We start from the raw sequence: 18,641 nt of genomic DNA, 5'->3' as shown, positions 1-18,641 counted from the left end.
GGTCGCGCCGAGATAGAGATGGATCATGTTGATTGATGTATTGCCCGAATACGGCGTCTACGCGCTGATACTGGCACTGGCGCTGTCACTGCTTCAGGCCGTGGTGCCCCTGATCGGCGCCTGGCAGCGCCGTCCGCTTTGGATGGCGTTTGCCCAGCCCATGGCCTGGGGGCAGTGTCTGTTTTTGAGCCTTGCCTTCGTGGCCCTGGCGCTCGGTTTTCTGTTCAACGATTTCAGCGTCGATTACGTTGCCAATAATTCGAACTCGGCGCTGCCCTGGTATTACCGGCTCTGTGCGGTGTGGGGCAGCCACGAAGGTTCGATGCTTCTGTGGTCGCTGCTCCTGTCGCTTTGGGGGCTTCTGGTCAGTATCTTTTCAAGATCACTCCCGCGGGACATGCTCGCTCGGGTGCTTGGCATCCTGGGCATCATTTCGAGCGGGTTTCTGCTTTTTATCCTGCTGACCTCCAACCCGTTCACCCGCACGCTCCCGGCGGCGCCGTCCGAGGGCGCCGATCTCAATCCGCTGCTTCAGGACCCGGGGCTGATCGTGCATCCGCCAATGCTCTACATGGGCTACGTTGGCTTCTCGGTGGCGTTTGCCTTCGCGATGGCCGCGCTCCTTGGCGGTCGGCTGGACGCCGCCTGGACGCGATGGGCGCGGCCGTGGACAACGGTTGCCTGGGCGTTTCTGAGTCTTGGTATCGCACTTGGCAGCTGGTGGGCCTACTACGAGCTGGGCTGGGGCGGCTGGTGGTTCTGGGACCCGGTCGAAAACGCCTCTCTGATGCCCTGGCTCGTGGGTACGGCGCTGATGCATTCGCTCGCGGCCACCGAAAAACGCGGCACCTTCAAGAGCTGGACCGTCCTGCTTGCGATCTGCACCTTTTCGCTGTCGCTTCTGGGCACGTTTCTGGTGCGCTCAGGCGTACTGACCTCGGTGCATTCCTTTGCAAGCGACCCCTCCCGCGGCATCTTCATTCTGGCGCTTTTGGGGCTTACCGTCGGCGGCGCGCTTCTGGTGTTCGCGCTCAGGGCGCCGCAGGTCAAAAGCCCGGTGTCGTTTGGCTGGCTGTCGCGCGATGCGTTCCTGCTGTTCAACAACATCATTCTTCTGGTGATGGCGATCACCGTGCTTTTGGGCACGCTCTATCCGCTGATTCTGTCCTCGCTCGGGCTTGGCTCCATTTCGGTCGGCCCGCCGTACTTCAATGCACTCTTCGTGCCGCTTGCCACCGTGTTGTGTCTGTTCATGGGGCTTGGGCCACTGTCGCGCTGGAAGCGCATGCCCAAAGGCGAGCTTATCAAGCGCTGTGCATTAGGCGCGCTGGTGGCGCTGGTGGTCGGCATCGGCGCGCCCTTGATGGTGGGTGAGCGGCCCTGGCATGTGAGCGTGGCGCTTGGGCTGGTGTTGGCGCTGTGGGTCGCGATGACCTCGCTTCGAGACGTTGCGGCAAGCCTTGGGCGTCACGGCCTCAAGGGGCCGGCGCGATTCTCTCGAAGCCATTACGGCATGGTGCTTGGCCACCTCGGGCTTGCGGTGTCGATCGTTGGCATCACGCTGGTGTCGAACTATCACGTGGAGCGCAACGTGCGCTTGAACGTGGGGCAGGCGGTCGAGGTCGGTGGCTATCGGTTCAAGATGACCAACCTGGCCGATGTGCCGGGGCCGAACTACCAGGCCACCCGCGCCACGCTTCAAGTCACCCGAGACGGCGCACTGATCGATCTGATGCACCCCGAAAAACGGTTCTACACCGCGCGCCGTCAGGCGTTGACCGAAACGGCGCTGGATGCGGGACTTACGCGGGACCTGTACGTCGCCCTCGGCGAGGAGCTCGACAACGGTGACTGGGCCCTTCGGGTGCAGGTCAAACCCTTTGTACGCTGGATCTGGCTGGGTGGTGTGCTGATGGCGCTCGGCGGCGGGCTTGCCGTCTGGGACAAGCGCTACCGCCGCCCCATACGACGTTTAGGAGAAAAACCGTCATGAACCGTCGCTGGCTGTTGTTCATTCCTCTGGCAGGCTTTCTCGTGCTGGCTGTCATGCTCTGGGTCGGGCTTGGCAAGGATCCGTCCTCGCGGGATTCGGCACTGATCGATCAGCCGATGCCTGAGTTTTCACTGACGGCGCTCGATGACCCCACGGTCACCATCGAGCGTTCGGATCTGCTTGGTCATGTCACGCTGGTCAACGTCTGGGGTTCGTGGTGCCCAACCTGCAAGGACGAAATGCCCCAGCTGCTGGCGCTTCGAAAGGCCGGGGTGCGCATTCTCGGCGTCGACTACAAGGACACCCGCGTCGATGCCCGCGACTTCCTGAACCGCTTCGGCAACCCGTTCGAACTCAGCGCGTTCGACCCTGATGGAACCCTCGGGCTCGACCTTGGCGTCTACGGTGCGCCGGAATCGTTCATTATCGATGCCCAGGGCATCGTGCGCTATCACCACACGGGCTACATCAAGCCCGACGACGTCAAGGACACCATCCTGCCGGAGATACAATCGTGGTCCTCTTCCTGAGACTCGGGCTGATACTGACACTTGCGCTGGCAACACTCAGCGCCCGGGCGGCCATCGAGGTGCACACCTTTGATGATCCGGCGCTCGAGGCCCGCTATACCCGGCTGATCGATGAGCTTCGCTGCCCAAAGTGCCAGAACGAATCCATCAGCGCATCGAACTCGATGATCTCGAAGGACATGCGCGCTCAGGTCGCCACACTTTTGGCGCAGGGCAGGAGCGATGACGCGGTCAAGGCGTACATGGTCAAGCGCTTTGGCGACTACGTGCTGTACGACCCGCGACTTGAGGCGCGAACCTGGCTTTTGTGGGGTGGGCCGCTGCTTGGGCTGTTGCTTGGCGGCGTGATTATCTGGCGAGTCGTGCGGGCCCGCCGCCAGAGCGCGCCCGGCCAGCTCAGCGCGCCCGAGCGCGCGCGGCTCGAGGCGCTTCTGGCCGCGCACGACGAGCCGTCCAGGTCGCGGGAGCATCCAAATGACTGATCTCTGGAGTGGCCTTGCGCTACTGACGCTTTTGGCGCTCGCCTTCGTGGCGCTGCCGCTTTTTCGGGCGGCAAGGCTTCACCGCGCCCAGACCGCACTCGAGGCCGAGGACGGCCAGAGCGGTGAAAACGTAAGGCTTTATCGCCGTGAGCGACAGGCCATCGAGTTTGAGCGTGAGCAGGGCGAGCTGACCGAAGACGAGGCGCATCAAAGGCGTCTGGAACTCGATACACGCCTGCTTGAAGAGACCGAAACCACCCAGAGGGCTGCGCTTGGTGCGCCTGCCCGGGGCCGGTGGCTGGTCGCTTTGGCCGCGCTTTTGCTGGTGGCTGGAAGCGGTGTGACGTACCTGAGCGTCGGCAGTGCCGATAATCTGGCGCTCTATGACACCGCCCAGACTCTCAAGGCCACGCCCGAGGCCACGCTTTCGGACTACATCGAGGCGCTCGAACCCTACACCGAGACCCAGGCCGATAACCCCCGCGTCTGGGAGACGCTGTTCCCGCTCTACCGACAGGCGAGCCGCTTCGGTGACGCCGAACACGCCCTCGAGCGCATCATCGCACTCGGTGAGCGCACGCCGGAGCTGGTCGCACTGCGGGCGCAGATGCGCTATTTCGATCACGGCATGCAGCTTGATGACACCGGCCGCACCCTCCTGGATGACGCGCTTGCGCGCGCCCCCGATAACCCGACCGCCAACAGCCTTGCCGGGCTGGTCGCGTTTCATGGCGCCGACTACGCCCAGGCGATCGACCGCTGGCAGACCGCAGCGGCGCGTTATCAGGAGCCGGGCAGCGTGCGGGCCATGCAGGAAGGCATTCGAATCGCCCGCGAGCGCGCAGGGCTGACGGCTGAGGCTCAACACGACGCCAAGACCCAACGCGCGCCCAAGGCTCAGGCTGCCTCACAGGTTGATGTGGCGATTGCGAGCCGGATCGACGGTGATGTACCAGACGCCACCACCGTGTTCATAATCGCCCGCGACCCGACCACGCCCGATGGGCCGCCGCTTGCGGTCAAGCGCTTGACCTACGCGCAGTTGCCGGCCGAGGTGACGCTGACCGACCGTGACGCGATGGCGCCGGCTCTGGTGCTGTCGAGCGCCTCGACCGTCGAGGTGCAGGCCCGGTTGTCGCGGTCGGGAAATGCCGCGCCCCAGCCGGGCGACTGGGTCAGCGATACCCAGCGCGTGGCGGTGTCCGACGCGCCGGCGGTTCGACTCACGATCGATCATCGCCTTGATTCCGACGGGGGCAGGGACTGACTTTGCCCATCGAAACCGCTAGCATCACCGCTTTTTAACCAACGGCAGCGCCCATGCGACTCAAGTCGATCAAACTGGCGGGCTTCAAGTCCTTTGTCGATCCCGTCACGGTTCCGTTCGAAAGCAACATGACCGCGATCGTCGGGCCCAATGGCTGCGGCAAGTCGAATGTGATCGACGCCGTGCGCTGGGTCATGGGCGAATCGTCGGCCAAGATGCTGCGCGGCGAATCGATGGCCGACGTCATCTTCAATGGCTCCACCGGGCGTAAACCGGTCGGACAGGCGTCCATCGAGCTGATGTTCGATAATCGCGAAGGCAAGGTCGGCGGTGTTTACGCCCAGTACGCCGAAATCTCGGTCAAACGGCTGGTCACCCGCGATGGCCAGTCGCTTTATTACTTCAACGGCCAGAAATGCCGGCGACGAGACATCGCCGATCTGTTTCTCGGCACCGGCCTTGGCCCGCGCTCCTACGCCATCATCGGTCAGGGCATGATCTCCCGGCTGATCGAAGCCCGCCCGGACGACCTGCGCGCCACCATCGAGGAAGCGGCCGGCATCTCCAAGTACAAGGAGCGCCGCCGCGAGACTGAAAACCGCATGCGGCGCACCCAGGAAAACCTCGAGAGGCTGGACGATTTGCGTGAGGAGCTCGACAAGCAGCTCGAGCGGCTGAAGCGCCAGGCCGATGCTGCCCGGCTTTATCAGGAGCTTAAAGACCGTGAGCACCGCCTCGCCGGTGAGCTTGCGCTCATGCGTGGGCGTGAGCTGCGCGCCCAGCAGCAGCGCCAGGAACACGAGGTTCGAGCGATCGAAACCAACGTTGAAAAACACGTGTATGGCGTACGCGAAAGCGAGCGGGAGCTCGAAGAGGCGCGCATCGCTCACGACGAGCTGGCCCAGACCCTCGAACAGCATCAGGCGGCCTTCTACGACACCGGCGCTGCCATCGCGCGCATCGAGCAATCGCTCGAGCACGCCCGGGCGCGGGAGTCGCAGTTGAGCGCCGACCTGGACAGCGCCCGCCGAGACCTCACTGAGCTGGACGGCCTCAAGGACCAGGATCAGCAGCGCCGACAGGACATCGATACCCGCCTTGAGGAGATCGAACCCGAGCAGGGCGCGATCGAGGAGCAACAGGCGATGCTTGCCGCGCGGATCGAGGAAGCCGAGGAGGCGCTCGAGCAGGCGCAAGGCGACTGGGACCGCTTCAGTGAAAACGACCAGAGTGCGCGGCATCAGGCCGACCGGCTTCAGCAGGCGCTCAAGGCGCAGGAGCAGCGCCTGAGCGCGCTCGAAACCCAGAAACAAAAGCGCCAGAGCCAGCGTGATGAGTTGCCGGATCATTCCGCGCTCAGCGCCGAGCACGAGGCGGTGCGTCTGGAACTTGAAGCGCTGGATGAGCAGCTCGTTGAGCTCGACGGCCAGCGGCAAGACCTGCAGGACGCCCGCCGCGAGACCGCAGAGGCCCTCGAGACGCATGGGCGTACCCTTGCCGAGCGTCAGGCCGAGCAGCACAGCCTTCAGGGCGAGCGTGCCTCGCTCAAGGCGCTGATCGATGCAGCGCTTGCTACCGGCGATGATGAGCTCGAACACTACCTCGAGACGCTTGAGTGGGCGCAGACGCCGCGCCTGGCCGAACGTCTCGAGGCAACGCCTGCATGGGCAAGCGTCGCCGAATGGGTGCTGTCGCCGTGGCTGACCGCGCGCCTTGGCGAGGCGCTGCCTGACGCCGTTGCCGACCAGACGCTCGCCCGCGGCGAACTCGCGCTCATGGCGCAGGGCGGGGCGGGATCAGCGGCAGCCGAGCCAGGTACGCTCGGTGCGCACGTCAAAAACGCCGACGCGCTGCTGCCCTGGCTCAATACCATTGTCTGCGTCGACAGCGCGCGCGAAGCGCTTTCCCGGCGGGCGGCGCTTGCCCCGCATCAGAGCGTGCTCTCGCTCGACGGCGTCTGGGCCGGCACGAACTGGGTGCGCCGGCTGGGAGAGGCGCACGCGGAGGACAGTGTGCTTTCGCACCGGGCACGCTTTGACGAGGTGCAGGCACGGCTGGACGCGCTCGGTGAGGAACTCGAGACGCTCGAGACACGCCTTGACGAGGACAAGCAGGCGCAAGCGGCCCGGGACGACGCCATCGAGGCGCTCCGGCTCGAGGAAAAGCGTCAGACCGAGGCGCGCCAGCAGGCCGCGCTCAAGGAAAGCAATCTGGCGACGCGGCTCGAACACGTCGAAGGGCGGCGCGCCGAGCTTGATGACGAGCTTTCCGATGTGTCGATGCAGCGAGAGGAGCTGGCGCTTGAGATCGAGTCCGCGCGCGAGCAGTGGGATCAGGCCTTGGCGACGGTCGAGGACAACGCCGCCCAGCGTGAGCAGCTCGAGCGCGCCCGGCACGACGCCCAACAGGCTCTTGCCGGGCTTAGAGCGCAGGATGGCCCGCTTCGTGAGCAGCTCAATCAGTTGACGATGGAGCATCAGCGGCTCTCGACCGAGCGTCAGGGGCTTGATACCCAGTTCGAGCGCAGCGGCGATCAGCGCGAGCGGTTGAACGAGAAAATCGAGCTCCTTACCGAGCAACTTGAAGAAGTGCGTGCGCCGCAGGAAGAGCACCGCGAGACGCTCGAGGAACTGCTTGACCGCCGTGGGCGGGAAGAACAGGCCCTGAACGCGCACCGCGACCGGGCCCACGAGCTGGCCGAGCGCATGCGCACCCGTGAGCAGGCCCGACAGGAGCATGAACGCACGCTTGTAACGCTTCGGGAATCGCTTGAGCGGGCGCGGCTCGAGGTTCAGGCGCTGTCCATGAAGGCCGACACCCAGGATGAGCACCTGCGCGACCTGGAGCACGACCCGGCCGCACTTGCCGAGCATCTGCCGGAGGAGGCCGAGGTCGACACGTGGCAGGACACGCTCGAGCGCACGCGCGAGAAGATCAAGCGCCTTGGTGCGATCAACCTGGCCGCGATCGAGGAGTACGACCAGCAGGCCGAGCGGCGCGACTATCTCGAAGCCCAGCACGGGGAGCTGACCGAGGCCCTGACTACGCTTGAAAATGCCATTCGCAAGATCGATCAGGAAACGCGGGTGCGCTTCAAGACCACCTTCGATCAGATCAACGCAGGCTTCGAGGAGCTCTTTCCGAAGGTCTTCGGCGGCGGCACGGCGTGGCTGACGCTGACCGGCGATGACCTGCTCGAGACCGGTGTGGCCATCATGGCGCGCCCGCCGGGCAAGAAAAACAGCACGATTCATCTGCTGTCCGGTGGGGAAAAGGCGCTGACGGCGCTGTCACTGGTCTTTGCGATCTTCAAGCTCAATCCAGCGCCGTTCTGTATGCTCGATGAGGTCGATGCGCCGCTGGACGATGCCAACGTCGGGCGCTACGCCAATCTGGTCAAGGACATGTCCGAGACCGTGCAGTTTATCTACATTACGCACAACAAGATCGCGATGGAGGCGTCCCAGCAGCTGATGGGCGTAACCATGCAGGAGCCCGGCGTCTCACGGCTGGTGTCGGTCGGGGTTGATGAGGCGGCGGCGCTTGCCGAGGCATGATGGGAATGCATTCCGTGACAGTTTTATGCTATTAAAATGAGCGTTTATCGCACAAACTAGTCTGTCTTGGGTGACAAGATGCGTCAGCCCTCACTGAAGGCGACATGAGCGGGCCATTAAAAAGAGCCTTTCGAATCGAATGATTGCCGAGCGCCAGGGGTAAGCGCAAGGCTACAACTACAGGCAAGATACCCATGGAATTGAGAGAGTGGTTGATAATTCTCGGCTTGTTGCTGGTGGCCATCATCGTGATCGACGGTGTCCGACGACTGAAGCACCAACGGGGTATCCCACGGCTTGATCTGTCCAAGGATCTGGACGTTACCGACGAACTCGACGATCACAAGCGCCAGTCCCAGGTGAACTGGGAATTGCCCAACGGTGGCGCGCGCGCGGCCGGCGGCGAACGTGCATTCGACGATGAGCACGACGACGATGAGGCGCTCAATGCGCGCGCGCGCGATGTCGACGAACCGCCGCGCCGCGCCGAGGCCGAGCATGATGACCTCGAGCCCATGGTCGATGACCGGGAGCCGGCGCCTGAGCCCATCAGTGACAACGTCCACCATCATCCGGTGGTCGAGCGAGCGCTTCGAAACGCCGTACCGGCCGATGCCATGGCCCGTGATACGCTTGGCCGCGCCGATGAGCTGATCGTGATCAGCGTGTTCGCCCGTGAAGGCGTCTTCGACGGCACCTCGCTTTTGAACCTGATGCTTGCCTGCGGTCTTCGTTACAGCCCCGACATGAACGTATTCCACCGCTTCGAGACCGAAGACGACTACAGCGCGCTTCAGTTCTCGATGGTCAACGCCGTCAAGCCCGGCACCTTCGACATCGAAGGCATGGATGACTTCTCGACCCCCGGCGTGACCTTCTTGATGCCGCTGCCTGGCGCCGAGGACAGCAAATCGGCGTTCGAGGCCATGCTCGAGACCGCGATGGTGATCGTTCGCAACCTCGGCGGTGAGCTGAAAGACGAAAATCAGAGCGTCATGACCGCCCAGACCATCGAGTTCGCGCGCCAGCGGGTGCACGAATTCGAGCGCCGCTGGCGGCTACACCGTCAGCAGGGCTAGGCGGTCGTGAGATATACTGTGGCGTGCCGTGTGCGCCACACCCAAAGGAGCCGCTCGGCTCCTTTTTTGATGCCTCGTCACGACCTCTGATGAACTGTCATGAACTTTGATTATTTGTCATGTACTTCGATTATCCGTCATGAACCCTGGCTACCTGTCATGAAGAGCTTATTTACCGAAGGCCGTCATTGCCCATGAGTGCGACCATCCCCGCCCCGATCCAAGAACAGGCCGACGACCTGCGTCGCCAGATCGACGACGCCAACCATCAGTACTACGTCGAAGACGCCCCGGCGCTTACGGATGCGGAGTACGACCGCCTGATGCGTGAGCTGCACGCCCTCGAGCAGGACTACCCCGCGCTTGTGACGCCGGACTCACCGACGCAGCGCGTCGGCGCCAAGCCCGACGCCGGCTTTCCCGAGGTCGAGCACGCGGTGCCGATGCTCTCGCTCGATAACGCCTTTGACGAGACGGAGCTCAGAGCGTTCGGCACCCGCATCGCCAAACCGCTCAAGATCGAGGCCTGTGCGCTTGAGTTCTGCTGCGAGCCCAAACTCGATGGCGCTGCCGTCTCACTGGTTTATGAGCGTGGCCAGCTGGTGCACGGGGCGACGCGCGGGGATGGCCGCACCGGTGAGGACATTACCTCGAACCTGCGCACGCTGCGCTCGGTGCCGCTGCGCCTTCGCGGCTCGGACTGGCCCGAGCTTCTGGAGGTGCGGGGCGAGGTCTATATGCGCCACTCCGGCTTCGAGGCGCTCAACGAGCGTGCCCGCGAGGCCGGCGACAAGGTCTTTGCCAACCCCCGTAACGCCGCCGCCGGAAGCCTCAGACAGCTCGACCCGAGCATCACCGCGACGCGCCCGCTGGAATTTTGCGCCTACCAGGTGGCCCGCATCGATGAGGCGCGCGAGCAGCCGACCCATTCGGCCAACATGGCGCTGCTGCGGGACTGGGGGTTCAAGACCAACCCCGAGCTTTCCGTCGTGACCGGGATCGAGGCGGTCATTGCGTTCTGCGCGCAGCTTGGCGAGAAGCGCGACGGGCTCGATTACGACATCGACGGCGCCGTCCTCAAGGTGAACGCCCTGAGCCATCAACGGACGCTCGGGTTCGTCTCCCGCGCCCCGCGCTGGGCGATTGCGTTCAAGTACCCCGCGCAGGAGCAGATCACCCGCGTGCGTGACGTCGAGTTTCAGGTCGGGCGCACCGGTAAGCTCACGCCGGTGGCCAAGCTTGCGCCGGTGCAGGTGGCCGGAGTGACGGTGTCGAATGCCACGCTTCACAACATGGATGAGATTCGACGGCTTGATTTACGCATCGGCGATACGGTCACGGTCTATCGGGCCGGGGACGTGATTCCCAAGGTGGTCGGTGTGCAAACCGACAAGCGCCCGAACGATGCCCAGGCCATCACACTGCCCGAGGCCTGCCCCGTGTGTGGCTCCGGCATCGAGCAGATCGAGGGCGAAGCCGACGCGCGCTGCTCCGGTGGGCTCTACTGCGGTGCTCAGCGCCGCGAGGCGCTCAAGCATTTCGCCAGCCGCCGGGCGATGGACATCGACGGACTCGGGGTGAAGCTGATCGATCAGCTGGTCGAGCGCGAGCTGGTCAAGACGCCGGCCGATCTATTCAAGCTCGAGTGTGAAACGCTCGCCGAGCTGCCGCGGATGGGGCAGAAATCGGCCCAGAACCTGATCGAGTCGTTCGACAAGGCCCGCTCGACCACGCTTGCCCGCTTCATCTACGCCCTTGGCGTGCGCGAGGTCGGCGAGACCACCGCCGCACTGCTTGCCAACCACTTCGGTACGCTCGAGGCGCTGATGGCGGCCTCCGAAGCCGCGCTGGTCGAGATCAACGACATCGGGCCGATCGTTGCCGCCCACGTGCGGGCCTTTTTCGACCAACCCCACAACCGCGAAACGATCGAGGACCTGATCGAGCAGGGGGTGACGTGGCCGGTTGTTGAAATCGATGCGGTTGACGCACCGCTCAAGGGGCAGACCTGGGTGCTGACCGGCACGCTCGAGACCCTGGCTCGCGATGACGCCAAGGCCGCGCTCACTGCGCTCGGGGCGAAGGTCAGCGGAAGCGTATCGAAAAAGACCCACGCCCTCGTTGCCGGTGCGGCGGCGGGCAGCAAGCTCGACAAGGCGCGTACGCTCGAGATTCCGATCTGGAGCGAAGACGAGCTCGTTCAATTACTTGATCAACATGGAGCACGCTCATGAGTGCACGTACCCTCGATGGTGAGCGGTTTATCGAAGTGCCTTCCAAAATGGTGCCGGCAGAAACGCTGATGGCGCTTTTAGGCGACTTCGTGACCCGTGAAGGCTACGACACCACCGATACGAGCGATGACGGCACGAACGGCTGGGCCGCCGCACTCAAGGCGCGGCTCGAGCGCGGTGAACTGATGATCGTGCATGACCTTGAAACCGAAAGCACCGAGGTCATGAGTCGTGAGCAGTGGGAGGCCTTCGGCCGTCAAGCTTTCGATGACGAGGAAGGTTGAGACGCGTTTTTCAGGCATGAAAAAAGCGCCCCGAAGGGCGCTTTTTTTACGGGCGAGCTGTGACTACGCGAACAGCAGCGGCACCACCAGACTCGAGATCAAGAGGATCAACGCGCCGCCAAGGCGTGAGGAGATCTGGGCAAACGGCATCAGCTGCATACGCTTGGCCGCCGACAGGACAGCCACGTCACCGGTGCCGCCCATGTTGGCCATGCAAAGGCCTGCAGTGATGGCGGCTTCGATCGGATAGAACCCGACCAGCTTGCCGAGAAGGCCCGCGCCGAAGGCGGCGCCGGCGACGACGGCGAACACGATCATGACGTAGGTGATGGAGATGGCGTCAATGACCTGGCCGAGGTCGGTGTAGGCGATGCCGATGCCGAACAGCAGGGCAAAGGTCCAGTTCTTGGCGACGAACTTGAACCAGTGTGCGGCGGCGTCGTTGGCGAACTCCGGCATCAGGTTGGCGATCTTGACCACGGCCACCAGAATGATCATCAGTGCGTACGGGTGCAGCGGGATGACGCTTCCAAGAATCTGACCGGCGGTGAAGAACGTCAGCGCCAGTACCAGGCCAATACCGAGCTTGGAGATGTCCACCGGCGTCGATTTTTCGTCGATCTCGACGCCCGGCATCATCTGACCATTGCCGGACAGCGACGGCATACGATTCGACAGACCGTTGAGCAGCCCTGCGATGATGATGGCGAACACGTTACCGAGCGCCAGTGCCGGCACCAGAATCGAGATGTAGTAGCTTGCCGGTTGCCCCAGAAGCTGCTCGTAGATCTGGCTCATCGGGACTGCACCTGCGCCCATGCCGCCACCCATGATGGGAAGGGTAATGACGACGACGGCGTCCTGCGGCGAAAAGCCCATGATCCAGCCGACGATGACGGCGAACAGGCAGGCAAACGCAACCGCAGCCAGAAGCGGCAGCGCGAAGCGGGTGCCGACCTTGACGAGGATCTTCGAGTCCATGCCGAGGATGCTGCCGGTAATCAGCGCCGCGATGTAGAAGTTCAGGAAGCCGCCGCCTTTCATGAAGCTGGTGACGTTGTCGATGATTCCCTGGGGCAGGGCACCGGCGTAGACCAGGGCTGCTGCACCGAAGATCGAGAGAATCGCGCCGCCGCCGAGGTAGCTTTTGATGATGGGCAGCCGGTCGCCCAGAAATCCGAGCAGCTCACCCAGTACCATCATGACCAGCAGCGCACCGATCATGCCGGTGGGCAGGGTGCCGGTATACATGGCGGTGACCATGACGAGTGCGATGACGGCGAAAAATAGGATCGGGATGCCGAAGATTTTCGGGGTGGTCGAGCTGAAAGTCGCTGCATCGGCAGCGCTATTTATACTGTTGTTCATGGCGTTCTCCAGACGTGGGCCCCATCGGCTCTAGGGTGGCCGGCGGGGATGGCCGTTCCAGTCGCTCATGGCCGCGCGGGGGAGGAGGCGGTCCGAGGTGGCTGCGAGAATACGTGTTTGAGCGCCAACGCCAATCTTTGCGTAATTAAAAAATCCTTTCGTAACTAAACAAAGTGCAATGATGCTTTGCGGCATATTTGCCAAAGCGACAAAATGCCACCAAGGTCGATAAATTCATATGGTTCGAGTACGAACGTCTCCGATGACACCTCCCCGACGTTGGCGCCTCAGTGCGCTGATCGCTTTAGTGACCACCGCCTTGATCGTAACGACGCTGGCGCTTGCGTTCTGGGTCTTCAATACGCAACTGATGGCAAGCCTTGAGCGGGCCAATGGCGCCCGGGTCGTAAATCTGGCTCAGGCGGTCGCTCTGCGCAAGGACGTGGGGCTGGCGCTTAAGGGGCCTGCGCCTGTCCCTGTTGCCACCGGTCGGCCGCCCTCCGAGCTTCAGCGCACCATTGATCGCCTGAGAGCGACACTCGATGTGGATTTTATTGTCGTCATGACGCCGGCCTCGCTTCGCTTGACCCACCCGAACCGAGCGCGCATCGGCCATCATTTCATTGGTGGGGACGAAGTGCGCGCGCTGACTCGGGGCGAGTCGTACGTGTCCTACGCCAAGGGCACGCTTGGCATCAGTTTGCGTGGCTTTTCGCCGGTGATGGACGCACAGGGCAACGTGATCGGCGCTGTATCGGTTGGCGTGACCATGAGCAAGCTGTCGCCCCTTCTTGACCGCAACCGGTGGGAGCTTCTGGCAACGCTTGGCGCGATCGGTGCGCTTGGCGTCGTGATCGCGGTCTGGTTTTCCCGCACCGTCAAGCGCCAGCTCCTGAACATGGAGCCTCGGGACATCGCGCATCTGGTGCAGGAGCGCGAGGCGATGCTCGATGCCATGCAGGATGGGGTACTGGCGATGGATTCGACCGGGCGCGTGCGTCGGATCAATCCGGCGGGACGACGGCTGCTCGAGCGCCTCGAGCGGGCCCCGCTCGCCGCCGGTGACCTTTTGGCCTCGCGGTTTCCAGAGCTTTCGATGCTGGCCGATAACCACCTTGAGGGTGCCCATCAGACCGTTCAGCTCGACGACATGACGCTTCTGGCGACGTTCAGCCCGATTTTATGGAAGCAGGAACGTCAGGGCGGCCTGATCACGTTTCGCGACAAGAACGATGTGCATGTGCTGGCCGAGGAGTTGACCGGCGTTCGACGCTACGCCGAGGCGCTCAGAGCCTCAACGCATGAGTTCAAAAACAAGATCCATGTCATTCAGGGGTTGGTGCATCTGAAGGACTTGCCCGCGCTTGAGCGCTACGTCAAGGAGATCATGGAGCACCGCGTGACCCCGTCGAACGCGCTGGGTGGGCAGGTGCAGGAGCCGGCGCTGGCCGGGTTCCTGCTTGGCAAGCAAAGCGAGGCGCGTGAGCGCGCGATTACCCTTGATCTGCAGGTGTCAGCGCGAATCGACGCCCAGAGTCACTCCCGCACGGTGCACGACCTGGTCAGCATCCTCGGGAACGTCCTCGACAACGCCTTCGAGGCGCTGGCAGAGACCGAGGCGCCTCAGGTGTGTCTACTAATGGACCGCGAAGGTGAGAGTCTTTCGATCCAGGTTCAGGACAATGGACCGGGCATTGACCCCGCGATTGCCGATAGACTGTTCGAGCGGGGCGTCTCCGGCAAGGGGGCGCATCGAGGGCTCGGATTGTCGCTGGTCAAGGAGCGGCTGGACACTGCCGGTGGTGACATCGCGGTCTATTCCACACCGGGCGAGGGCACCTTGATCGAAATGATGTACCCCTATTGGAGCGACGACGATGTCGATGAGCAGTGACATGCGCGTAATGATCGTGGAAGACGACCCCATGGTCATGAAACTCAACATGGAATACCTCGCGCGCGTCGAGCACATGACCCTGGCCGCCCGCTGCTGCGATCTGACCACCGCTCGGGTGGTGCTGGAGCGCGAGGCGATCGATATCGTGCTGCTCGATGTCTATCTGGGCTCGCGCAACGGACTGGAGCTTCTGCGTGAGCTTAAAACCCGGGCCAACCCGCCCGAGGTTATCCTGATCACCGCGGCCTCCGAGCTCGACACGGTGCGTGAAGCGCGGCGGCTCGGCGTCAGTGACTATCTGGTCAAGCCGTTCGAGTTCAAGCGCTTTCGTGAGGCACTCTTGAGCACGCGATGCCAGCGCGACACGCTGAGTCAGGCCAGTGACCCGCTCGATCAACACCGGCTTGATACGCTTTTTCGCGCCCCGCGTCAGGAACCACGGCGCCCGTCAGGGCTGCCCAAGGGCCTGACCCATCACAGCCTCGTTCAGGTCATCGATGCGATTGTCGCCCTGAGCGATGAGACGTTCTCGACCGAGGACGTGGCGCAATCGACCAGCATGTCCCGCGTGTCGGTGCGCAAGTACTTAAAGTATCTATCAAGCCGCAAGGTGCTCGATGAGGCGTTTATCTATGGCCAGATCGGGCGCCCATCGTTTACCTACACCTGCCTCGATCACGGTCAGCTCGAGCAGCTGCGCACGCCTCAGTGAGTTCGCCCTTCGGAGGGGTATAAGCGAAACATTATGGCGTTCATAACGCTGGATGGAGGCTGGTTATTGCAATGATTGCTCCACCATATCAAGGCGTTACCGTCCAAAATGAGCCATAAGGGTCATGTTATGGCAATCATAAACGATGTTTATCTATATGTTTTTAAAGGATTTTTTCCGAAAGTCTCTTGTCTTGCCCTCCGTTTTTAAGAATACTCTCCCCGTAGATCCAAGCCAGTCCGTCTTGTAGTTGCCGTTGCAGCGCATCCGTCCCACCCGGGTTCCGATGATGGCGCTGCTTCGTCCTTTAGGAGCCCAATGAATGCTGAGTATCCGAGTTTTGCGCGAATCCCGCGCGCCCTCGGCCGATGCCCTGACGTCCGGCGAGCGCCGTGTCGCGCTTGATCCGGCCACGGCCGGCAAGCTGGCCATGGCCGTGTCCAAGGACGCCGAGAGCCCGGTCGTCACTATCGAATCCGGAGCAGGCACGCACGCCTTCTTCAACGATGAAGCCTACGCCGATACCCGCGGTGTGACCGTTGCCGACGATGACAGCGGCCGAGGCGATGCAGAGCTGGTGCTGTGCGTACGCCCGCCCGAGCCTGAAGCCATCGACCAACTGGCCGAAGGCAGCGTGCTGGTCGGGTTGCTGGCCCCGTTCCAGAGCAAGGCATTGATCGAGCGCTGCAAGGCACGCAAGATCACCGCGCTTTCCATGGAGCTGGTGCCGCGTATTTCCCGCGCCCAGAGTATGGACGCCCTGTCATCCCAGGCCGCCGCTGCGGGCTATCACTGCGCGCTCACCGCCGCCCACGAAGCAAGCGTCTTCTTCCCGATGCTGACCACCGCCGCCGGCACCATTCGCCCGGCCCGCGTGATCGTGGTCGGTGCAGGTGTTGCCGGTCTTCAGGCCATTGCCACCGCGCGTCGTCTCGGTGCTCAGGTCTGGGCCTACGACATCCGCGCGGCCGCGCGCGAGCAGGTCGAATCCCTTGGCGCGAAAATGATCGACACCGGCGTCGACGCCTCCGGCGAAGGCGGCTATGCCCGTGAGCTGACCGAGGACGAAAAGGCCAAGCAGGCCGAGGCGCTGGCCAAGCACCTGTCGACGGCGCACGCCGTCATCACGACCGCTGCCATCCCGGGGCGTCGTTCACCGCAGATCATCTCCGAAGACATGGTCAAGCGGATGCAGCCAGGCAGCGTCATTGTCGATCTGGCCGCGGAAGGCGGTGGTAACTGCGCGCTGACTAAGGCGGGTGAGACCGTGATGTCCGGTGGCGTCAAGATCATCGGCCCGACCGACATTGCCTCCGAGCTTCCGGTCAATGCCAGTGAAATGTACGCCAAGAACCTGTTCAACCTGTTGAGCCCGTTCATCGAAGACGGCGAGCTTAAGCTCGACTTCGAGGACGCGGTCATCGGTCCGATGTGCATTACCCGCAATGGCGATGTCGTGCACGACGGCGTTCGTAAAGCTCTGGAGGAATCGGCATGATCGAAGGTGTTGCAGCCCTGTACATCCTGATGCTGGCGGCGTTCGTCGGCTTCGAGGTGATTTCCCGCGTTCCGGTCATCCTGCATACCCCGCTGATGTCCGGCTCCAACTTCATTCACGGCATCGTGCTGGTCGGCGCCATGATCGCGCTTGGCCAAGCCGAGACCGGTCTTGAAATGACGATCGGCTTCATCGCCGTGCTGCTGGCGGCCGGCAACGCCGTGGGTGGCTACGTCGTCACCGAGCGCATGCTCGAAATGTTCAAATCCAGCGACAAGAAGGAGCAGGGTAAATGAGCGGTATTGTCGAACTGGTGTACTTTGCCACGGCGGTCACCTTCATCCTCGGGCTCAAGCGGATGTCGCATCCGACCACTGCGCGCAGTGGTATCCACTGGGCCGGGATCGCGATGGCGGTCGCAACCGTTGCTACCCTGTTTCACCCTGAAATTCAGGGACGCTACATCCTGATGCTGCTGGCAGTCGCCATTGGTGGCGGCGTGGCCTATCTTGGCGCGCGCAAGGTCGAGATGACCGACATGCCGCAGATGATCGCCATCTATAACGGCATGGGCGGCGGTGCGGCGGCAGCGATTGCGGCGGTCGAGCTGATTCGTGTGGCTGAAAACCCGATGCTTGCCGAAACCCATGGCGCGATGGCGCTGTGGCTTGGTGTCCTTGGCGCGTTGATCGGCTGTGTGGCCTTCAGTGGGTCGGTGGTTGCCTGGGCCAAGCTCGATGGGCGCATGCAGAAGTCCTTCAACTTCAAGAACCAGCAGTGGGTCAACCTCGCGATCATTGCAGTGGCTGTGCTTTTCGGCATCATCATCGCGACCACCACGCCCGGTCCGTTCACGCTGATCGTCTTCTTCGCACTGGCGCTTGCGTTTGGGGCCATGATGGCACTGCCGATCGGCGGCGCGGACATGCCGGTCATCATCTCGCTGTTCAACGCCTTCACAGGCCTTGCCGTTGCGATGGAAGGCTTCGTGCTTGATAACGCAGCCATGATCATCGCCGGTACCGTGGTCGGTTCCGCCGGTACGCTTCTGACTCAGCTGATGGCCAAGGCCATGAACCGTAAGCTCAGCAGCGTGTTGTTCAAGCAGTTCGGCGGTGCGCCCAGCGGTGAGAAGACCGAGGTCGAAGGCTCGATGAGGCCAACCGACCCGTCCGACGGTGGTATCCAGATGGCGTACGCCGACAAGGTCATTATCGTGCCGGGCTACGGCATGGCGGTTGCCCAGGCGCAGCACAAGATCTGGGAAATGGTCGAGCTTCTGACCGAGCGCGGCGTCGACGTCAAGTTTGCGATCCACCCGGTCGCCGGCCGTATGCCGGGCCACATGAACGTACTGCTTGCCGAAGCCGGCGTGCCGTACGACATGATCTACGACCTCGAAGAGATCAACAACGAGTTCGAAATGGCCGACGTGACGCTCGTTATCGGCGCCAACGACGTGGTCAACCCGGTCGCCAAGTCCGACCCGGACAGCCCGCTCTACGGCATGCCGATCCTGAACGCCGATCAGTCCAAGAACGTATTGGTCATCAAGCGTGGTCAGGGCTCGGGCTTCTCGGGCGTGGAAAACCACCTGTTCTACCTCGACCACACCCGCATGGTGTACGGCGACGGTCAGAAAGTGGTCGGCGAGATGATCGCCTCGATCAAGACGCTGTAAGCGGTTTCGATCGAAAAAAAGCGCGCCTTCGGGCGCGCTTTTTTTTGGCTGGATGTTGG

At 62.9% G+C, this 18,641-nt stretch carries 14 protein-coding genes; 13 read left to right on the top strand and 1 reads right to left on the bottom strand.

All coding sequences use genetic code 11. The features are described from left to right. Nucleotides 1-25: 25 nt before the first annotated feature. The 8 genes from NAT49_RS05605 (at nucleotide 26) to NAT49_RS05570 (ending at nucleotide 11,426) form a co-directional block, all read left to right on the top strand. Nucleotides 26-1,993, top strand: coding sequence for a heme lyase CcmF/NrfE family subunit (locus tag NAT49_RS05605; RefSeq protein WP_251591611.1), 1,968 nt, complete (start codon nucleotides 26-28; stop codon nucleotides 1,991-1,993). Further along, a complete protein-coding gene (locus NAT49_RS05600) occupies nucleotides 1,990-2,523 on the top strand; it encodes a DsbE family thiol:disulfide interchange protein (protein ID WP_251591609.1) in 534 nt (177 codons plus the stop codon). The genes NAT49_RS05605 and NAT49_RS05600 overlap by 4 nt, the downstream gene beginning before the upstream one ends. After that, entirely contained in the window at nucleotides 2,508-3,005 is a 498-nt protein-coding gene (locus NAT49_RS05595) for a cytochrome c-type biogenesis protein (RefSeq protein WP_251591607.1), read from the top strand. Before NAT49_RS05600 ends, NAT49_RS05595 begins: the two co-directional genes overlap by 16 nt. Beyond that, a complete protein-coding gene (ccmI, locus tag NAT49_RS05590) occupies nucleotides 2,998-4,272 on the top strand; it encodes a c-type cytochrome biogenesis protein CcmI (protein WP_251591605.1) in 1,275 nt (424 codons plus the stop codon). Before NAT49_RS05595 ends, ccmI begins: the two co-directional genes overlap by 8 nt. 53 nt (nucleotides 4,273-4,325) lie before the next feature. Then, complete coding sequence (gene smc, locus NAT49_RS05585; protein ID WP_251591597.1) at nucleotides 4,326-7,829, top strand: chromosome segregation protein SMC; 3,504 nt, start codon at nucleotides 4,326-4,328, stop codon at nucleotides 7,827-7,829. 194 nt (nucleotides 7,830-8,023) lie between these two features. Beyond that, a complete protein-coding gene (zipA, locus tag NAT49_RS05580; RefSeq protein ID WP_251591588.1) occupies nucleotides 8,024-8,908 on the top strand; it encodes a cell division protein ZipA in 885 nt (294 codons plus the stop codon). A gap of 194 nt (nucleotides 8,909-9,102) precedes the next feature. Then, nucleotides 9,103-11,142, top strand: a complete 2,040-nt coding sequence (gene ligA, locus NAT49_RS05575) for an NAD-dependent DNA ligase LigA (RefSeq protein ID WP_251591580.1) — start codon at nucleotides 9,103-9,105, stop codon at nucleotides 11,140-11,142. Continuing rightward, on the top strand, nucleotides 11,139-11,426 hold the full coding sequence (locus NAT49_RS05570) for a YheU family protein (RefSeq protein WP_251591571.1): 288 nt from the start codon (nucleotides 11,139-11,141) through the stop codon (nucleotides 11,424-11,426). The genes ligA and NAT49_RS05570 overlap by 4 nt, the downstream gene beginning before the upstream one ends. 63 nt (nucleotides 11,427-11,489) lie before the next feature. On the opposite strand, the gene NAT49_RS05565 is transcribed toward NAT49_RS05570, so the two are convergent. Continuing rightward, nucleotides 11,490-12,794 carry a 2-hydroxycarboxylate transporter family protein gene (locus NAT49_RS05565; RefSeq protein WP_251591569.1) on the bottom strand — a complete coding sequence of 435 codons (1,305 nt, stop codon included), beginning with the start codon at nucleotides 12,792-12,794 and terminating at the stop codon, nucleotides 11,490-11,492. A 262-nt stretch (nucleotides 12,795-13,056) separates the two neighbouring features. Between NAT49_RS05565 and NAT49_RS05560 the strand changes: the two genes are divergently transcribed. The 5 genes from NAT49_RS05560 to NAT49_RS05540 all read left to right on the top strand — a co-directional run bounded on the left by NAT49_RS05560 (nucleotide 13,057) and on the right by NAT49_RS05540 (nucleotide 18,582). Next, nucleotides 13,057-14,688 carry an ATP-binding protein gene (locus NAT49_RS05560; RefSeq protein WP_251591567.1) on the top strand — a complete coding sequence of 544 codons (1,632 nt, stop codon included), beginning with the start codon at nucleotides 13,057-13,059 and terminating at the stop codon, nucleotides 14,686-14,688. Nucleotide 14,689: 1 nt separating this feature from the next. Beyond that, nucleotides 14,690-15,403, top strand: a complete 714-nt coding sequence (locus tag NAT49_RS05555) for a response regulator (protein WP_251591563.1) — start codon at nucleotides 14,690-14,692, stop codon at nucleotides 15,401-15,403. A 322-nt stretch (nucleotides 15,404-15,725) separates the two neighbouring features. Further along, nucleotides 15,726-16,901, top strand: coding sequence for an NAD(P) transhydrogenase subunit alpha (locus NAT49_RS05550; RefSeq protein WP_251591562.1), 1,176 nt, complete (start codon nucleotides 15,726-15,728; stop codon nucleotides 16,899-16,901). Beyond that, the gene (locus NAT49_RS05545; RefSeq protein WP_251591561.1) at nucleotides 16,898-17,197 is read left to right on the top strand and encodes an NAD(P) transhydrogenase subunit alpha part 2; all 300 of its coding nucleotides are present in this window, start codon (nucleotides 16,898-16,900) and stop codon (nucleotides 17,195-17,197) included. Before NAT49_RS05550 ends, NAT49_RS05545 begins: the two co-directional genes overlap by 4 nt. After that, the gene (locus NAT49_RS05540) at nucleotides 17,194-18,582 is read left to right on the top strand and encodes an NAD(P)(+) transhydrogenase (Re/Si-specific) subunit beta (protein WP_251591560.1); all 1,389 of its coding nucleotides are present in this window, start codon (nucleotides 17,194-17,196) and stop codon (nucleotides 18,580-18,582) included. Before NAT49_RS05545 ends, NAT49_RS05540 begins: the two co-directional genes overlap by 4 nt. Nucleotides 18,583-18,641 lie beyond the last annotated feature (59 nt).

The organism is Larsenimonas suaedae (genome assembly GCF_023712105.1).
Taxonomy (GTDB): Bacteria; Pseudomonadota; Gammaproteobacteria; order Pseudomonadales; family Halomonadaceae; genus Larsenimonas; species Larsenimonas suaedae.
Note: the sequence above shows the minus strand (reverse complement) of the source record. Positions and strands in the feature narration are given on the sequence as shown.

Coding starts and splice junctions, on each gene's coding strand:
- ccmI (WP_251591605.1), top strand. CDS start 2,998: ATGACTGATCTCTGGAGTGGCCTTGCGCTACTGACGCTTTTGGCGCTC.
- ligA (WP_251591580.1), top strand. CDS start 9,103: ATGAGTGCGACCATCCCCGCCCCGATCCAAGAACAGGCCGACGACCTG.
- NAT49_RS05600 (WP_251591609.1), top strand. CDS start 1,990: ATGAACCGTCGCTGGCTGTTGTTCATTCCTCTGGCAGGCTTTCTCGTG.
- zipA (WP_251591588.1), top strand. CDS start 8,024: ATGGAATTGAGAGAGTGGTTGATAATTCTCGGCTTGTTGCTGGTGGCC.
- NAT49_RS05555 (WP_251591563.1), top strand. CDS start 14,690: ATGCGCGTAATGATCGTGGAAGACGACCCCATGGTCATGAAACTCAAC.
- smc (WP_251591597.1), top strand. CDS start 4,326: ATGCGACTCAAGTCGATCAAACTGGCGGGCTTCAAGTCCTTTGTCGAT.
- NAT49_RS05605 (WP_251591611.1), top strand. CDS start 26: ATGTTGATTGATGTATTGCCCGAATACGGCGTCTACGCGCTGATACTG.
- NAT49_RS05570 (WP_251591571.1), top strand. CDS start 11,139: ATGAGTGCACGTACCCTCGATGGTGAGCGGTTTATCGAAGTGCCTTCC.
- NAT49_RS05565 (WP_251591569.1), bottom strand. CDS start 12,794: ATGAACAACAGTATAAATAGCGCTGCCGATGCAGCGACTTTCAGCTCG.
- NAT49_RS05540 (WP_251591560.1), top strand. CDS start 17,194: ATGAGCGGTATTGTCGAACTGGTGTACTTTGCCACGGCGGTCACCTTC.
- NAT49_RS05550 (WP_251591562.1), top strand. CDS start 15,726: ATGCTGAGTATCCGAGTTTTGCGCGAATCCCGCGCGCCCTCGGCCGAT.
- NAT49_RS05545 (WP_251591561.1), top strand. CDS start 16,898: ATGATCGAAGGTGTTGCAGCCCTGTACATCCTGATGCTGGCGGCGTTC.
- NAT49_RS05560 (WP_251591567.1), top strand. CDS start 13,057: ATGACACCTCCCCGACGTTGGCGCCTCAGTGCGCTGATCGCTTTAGTG.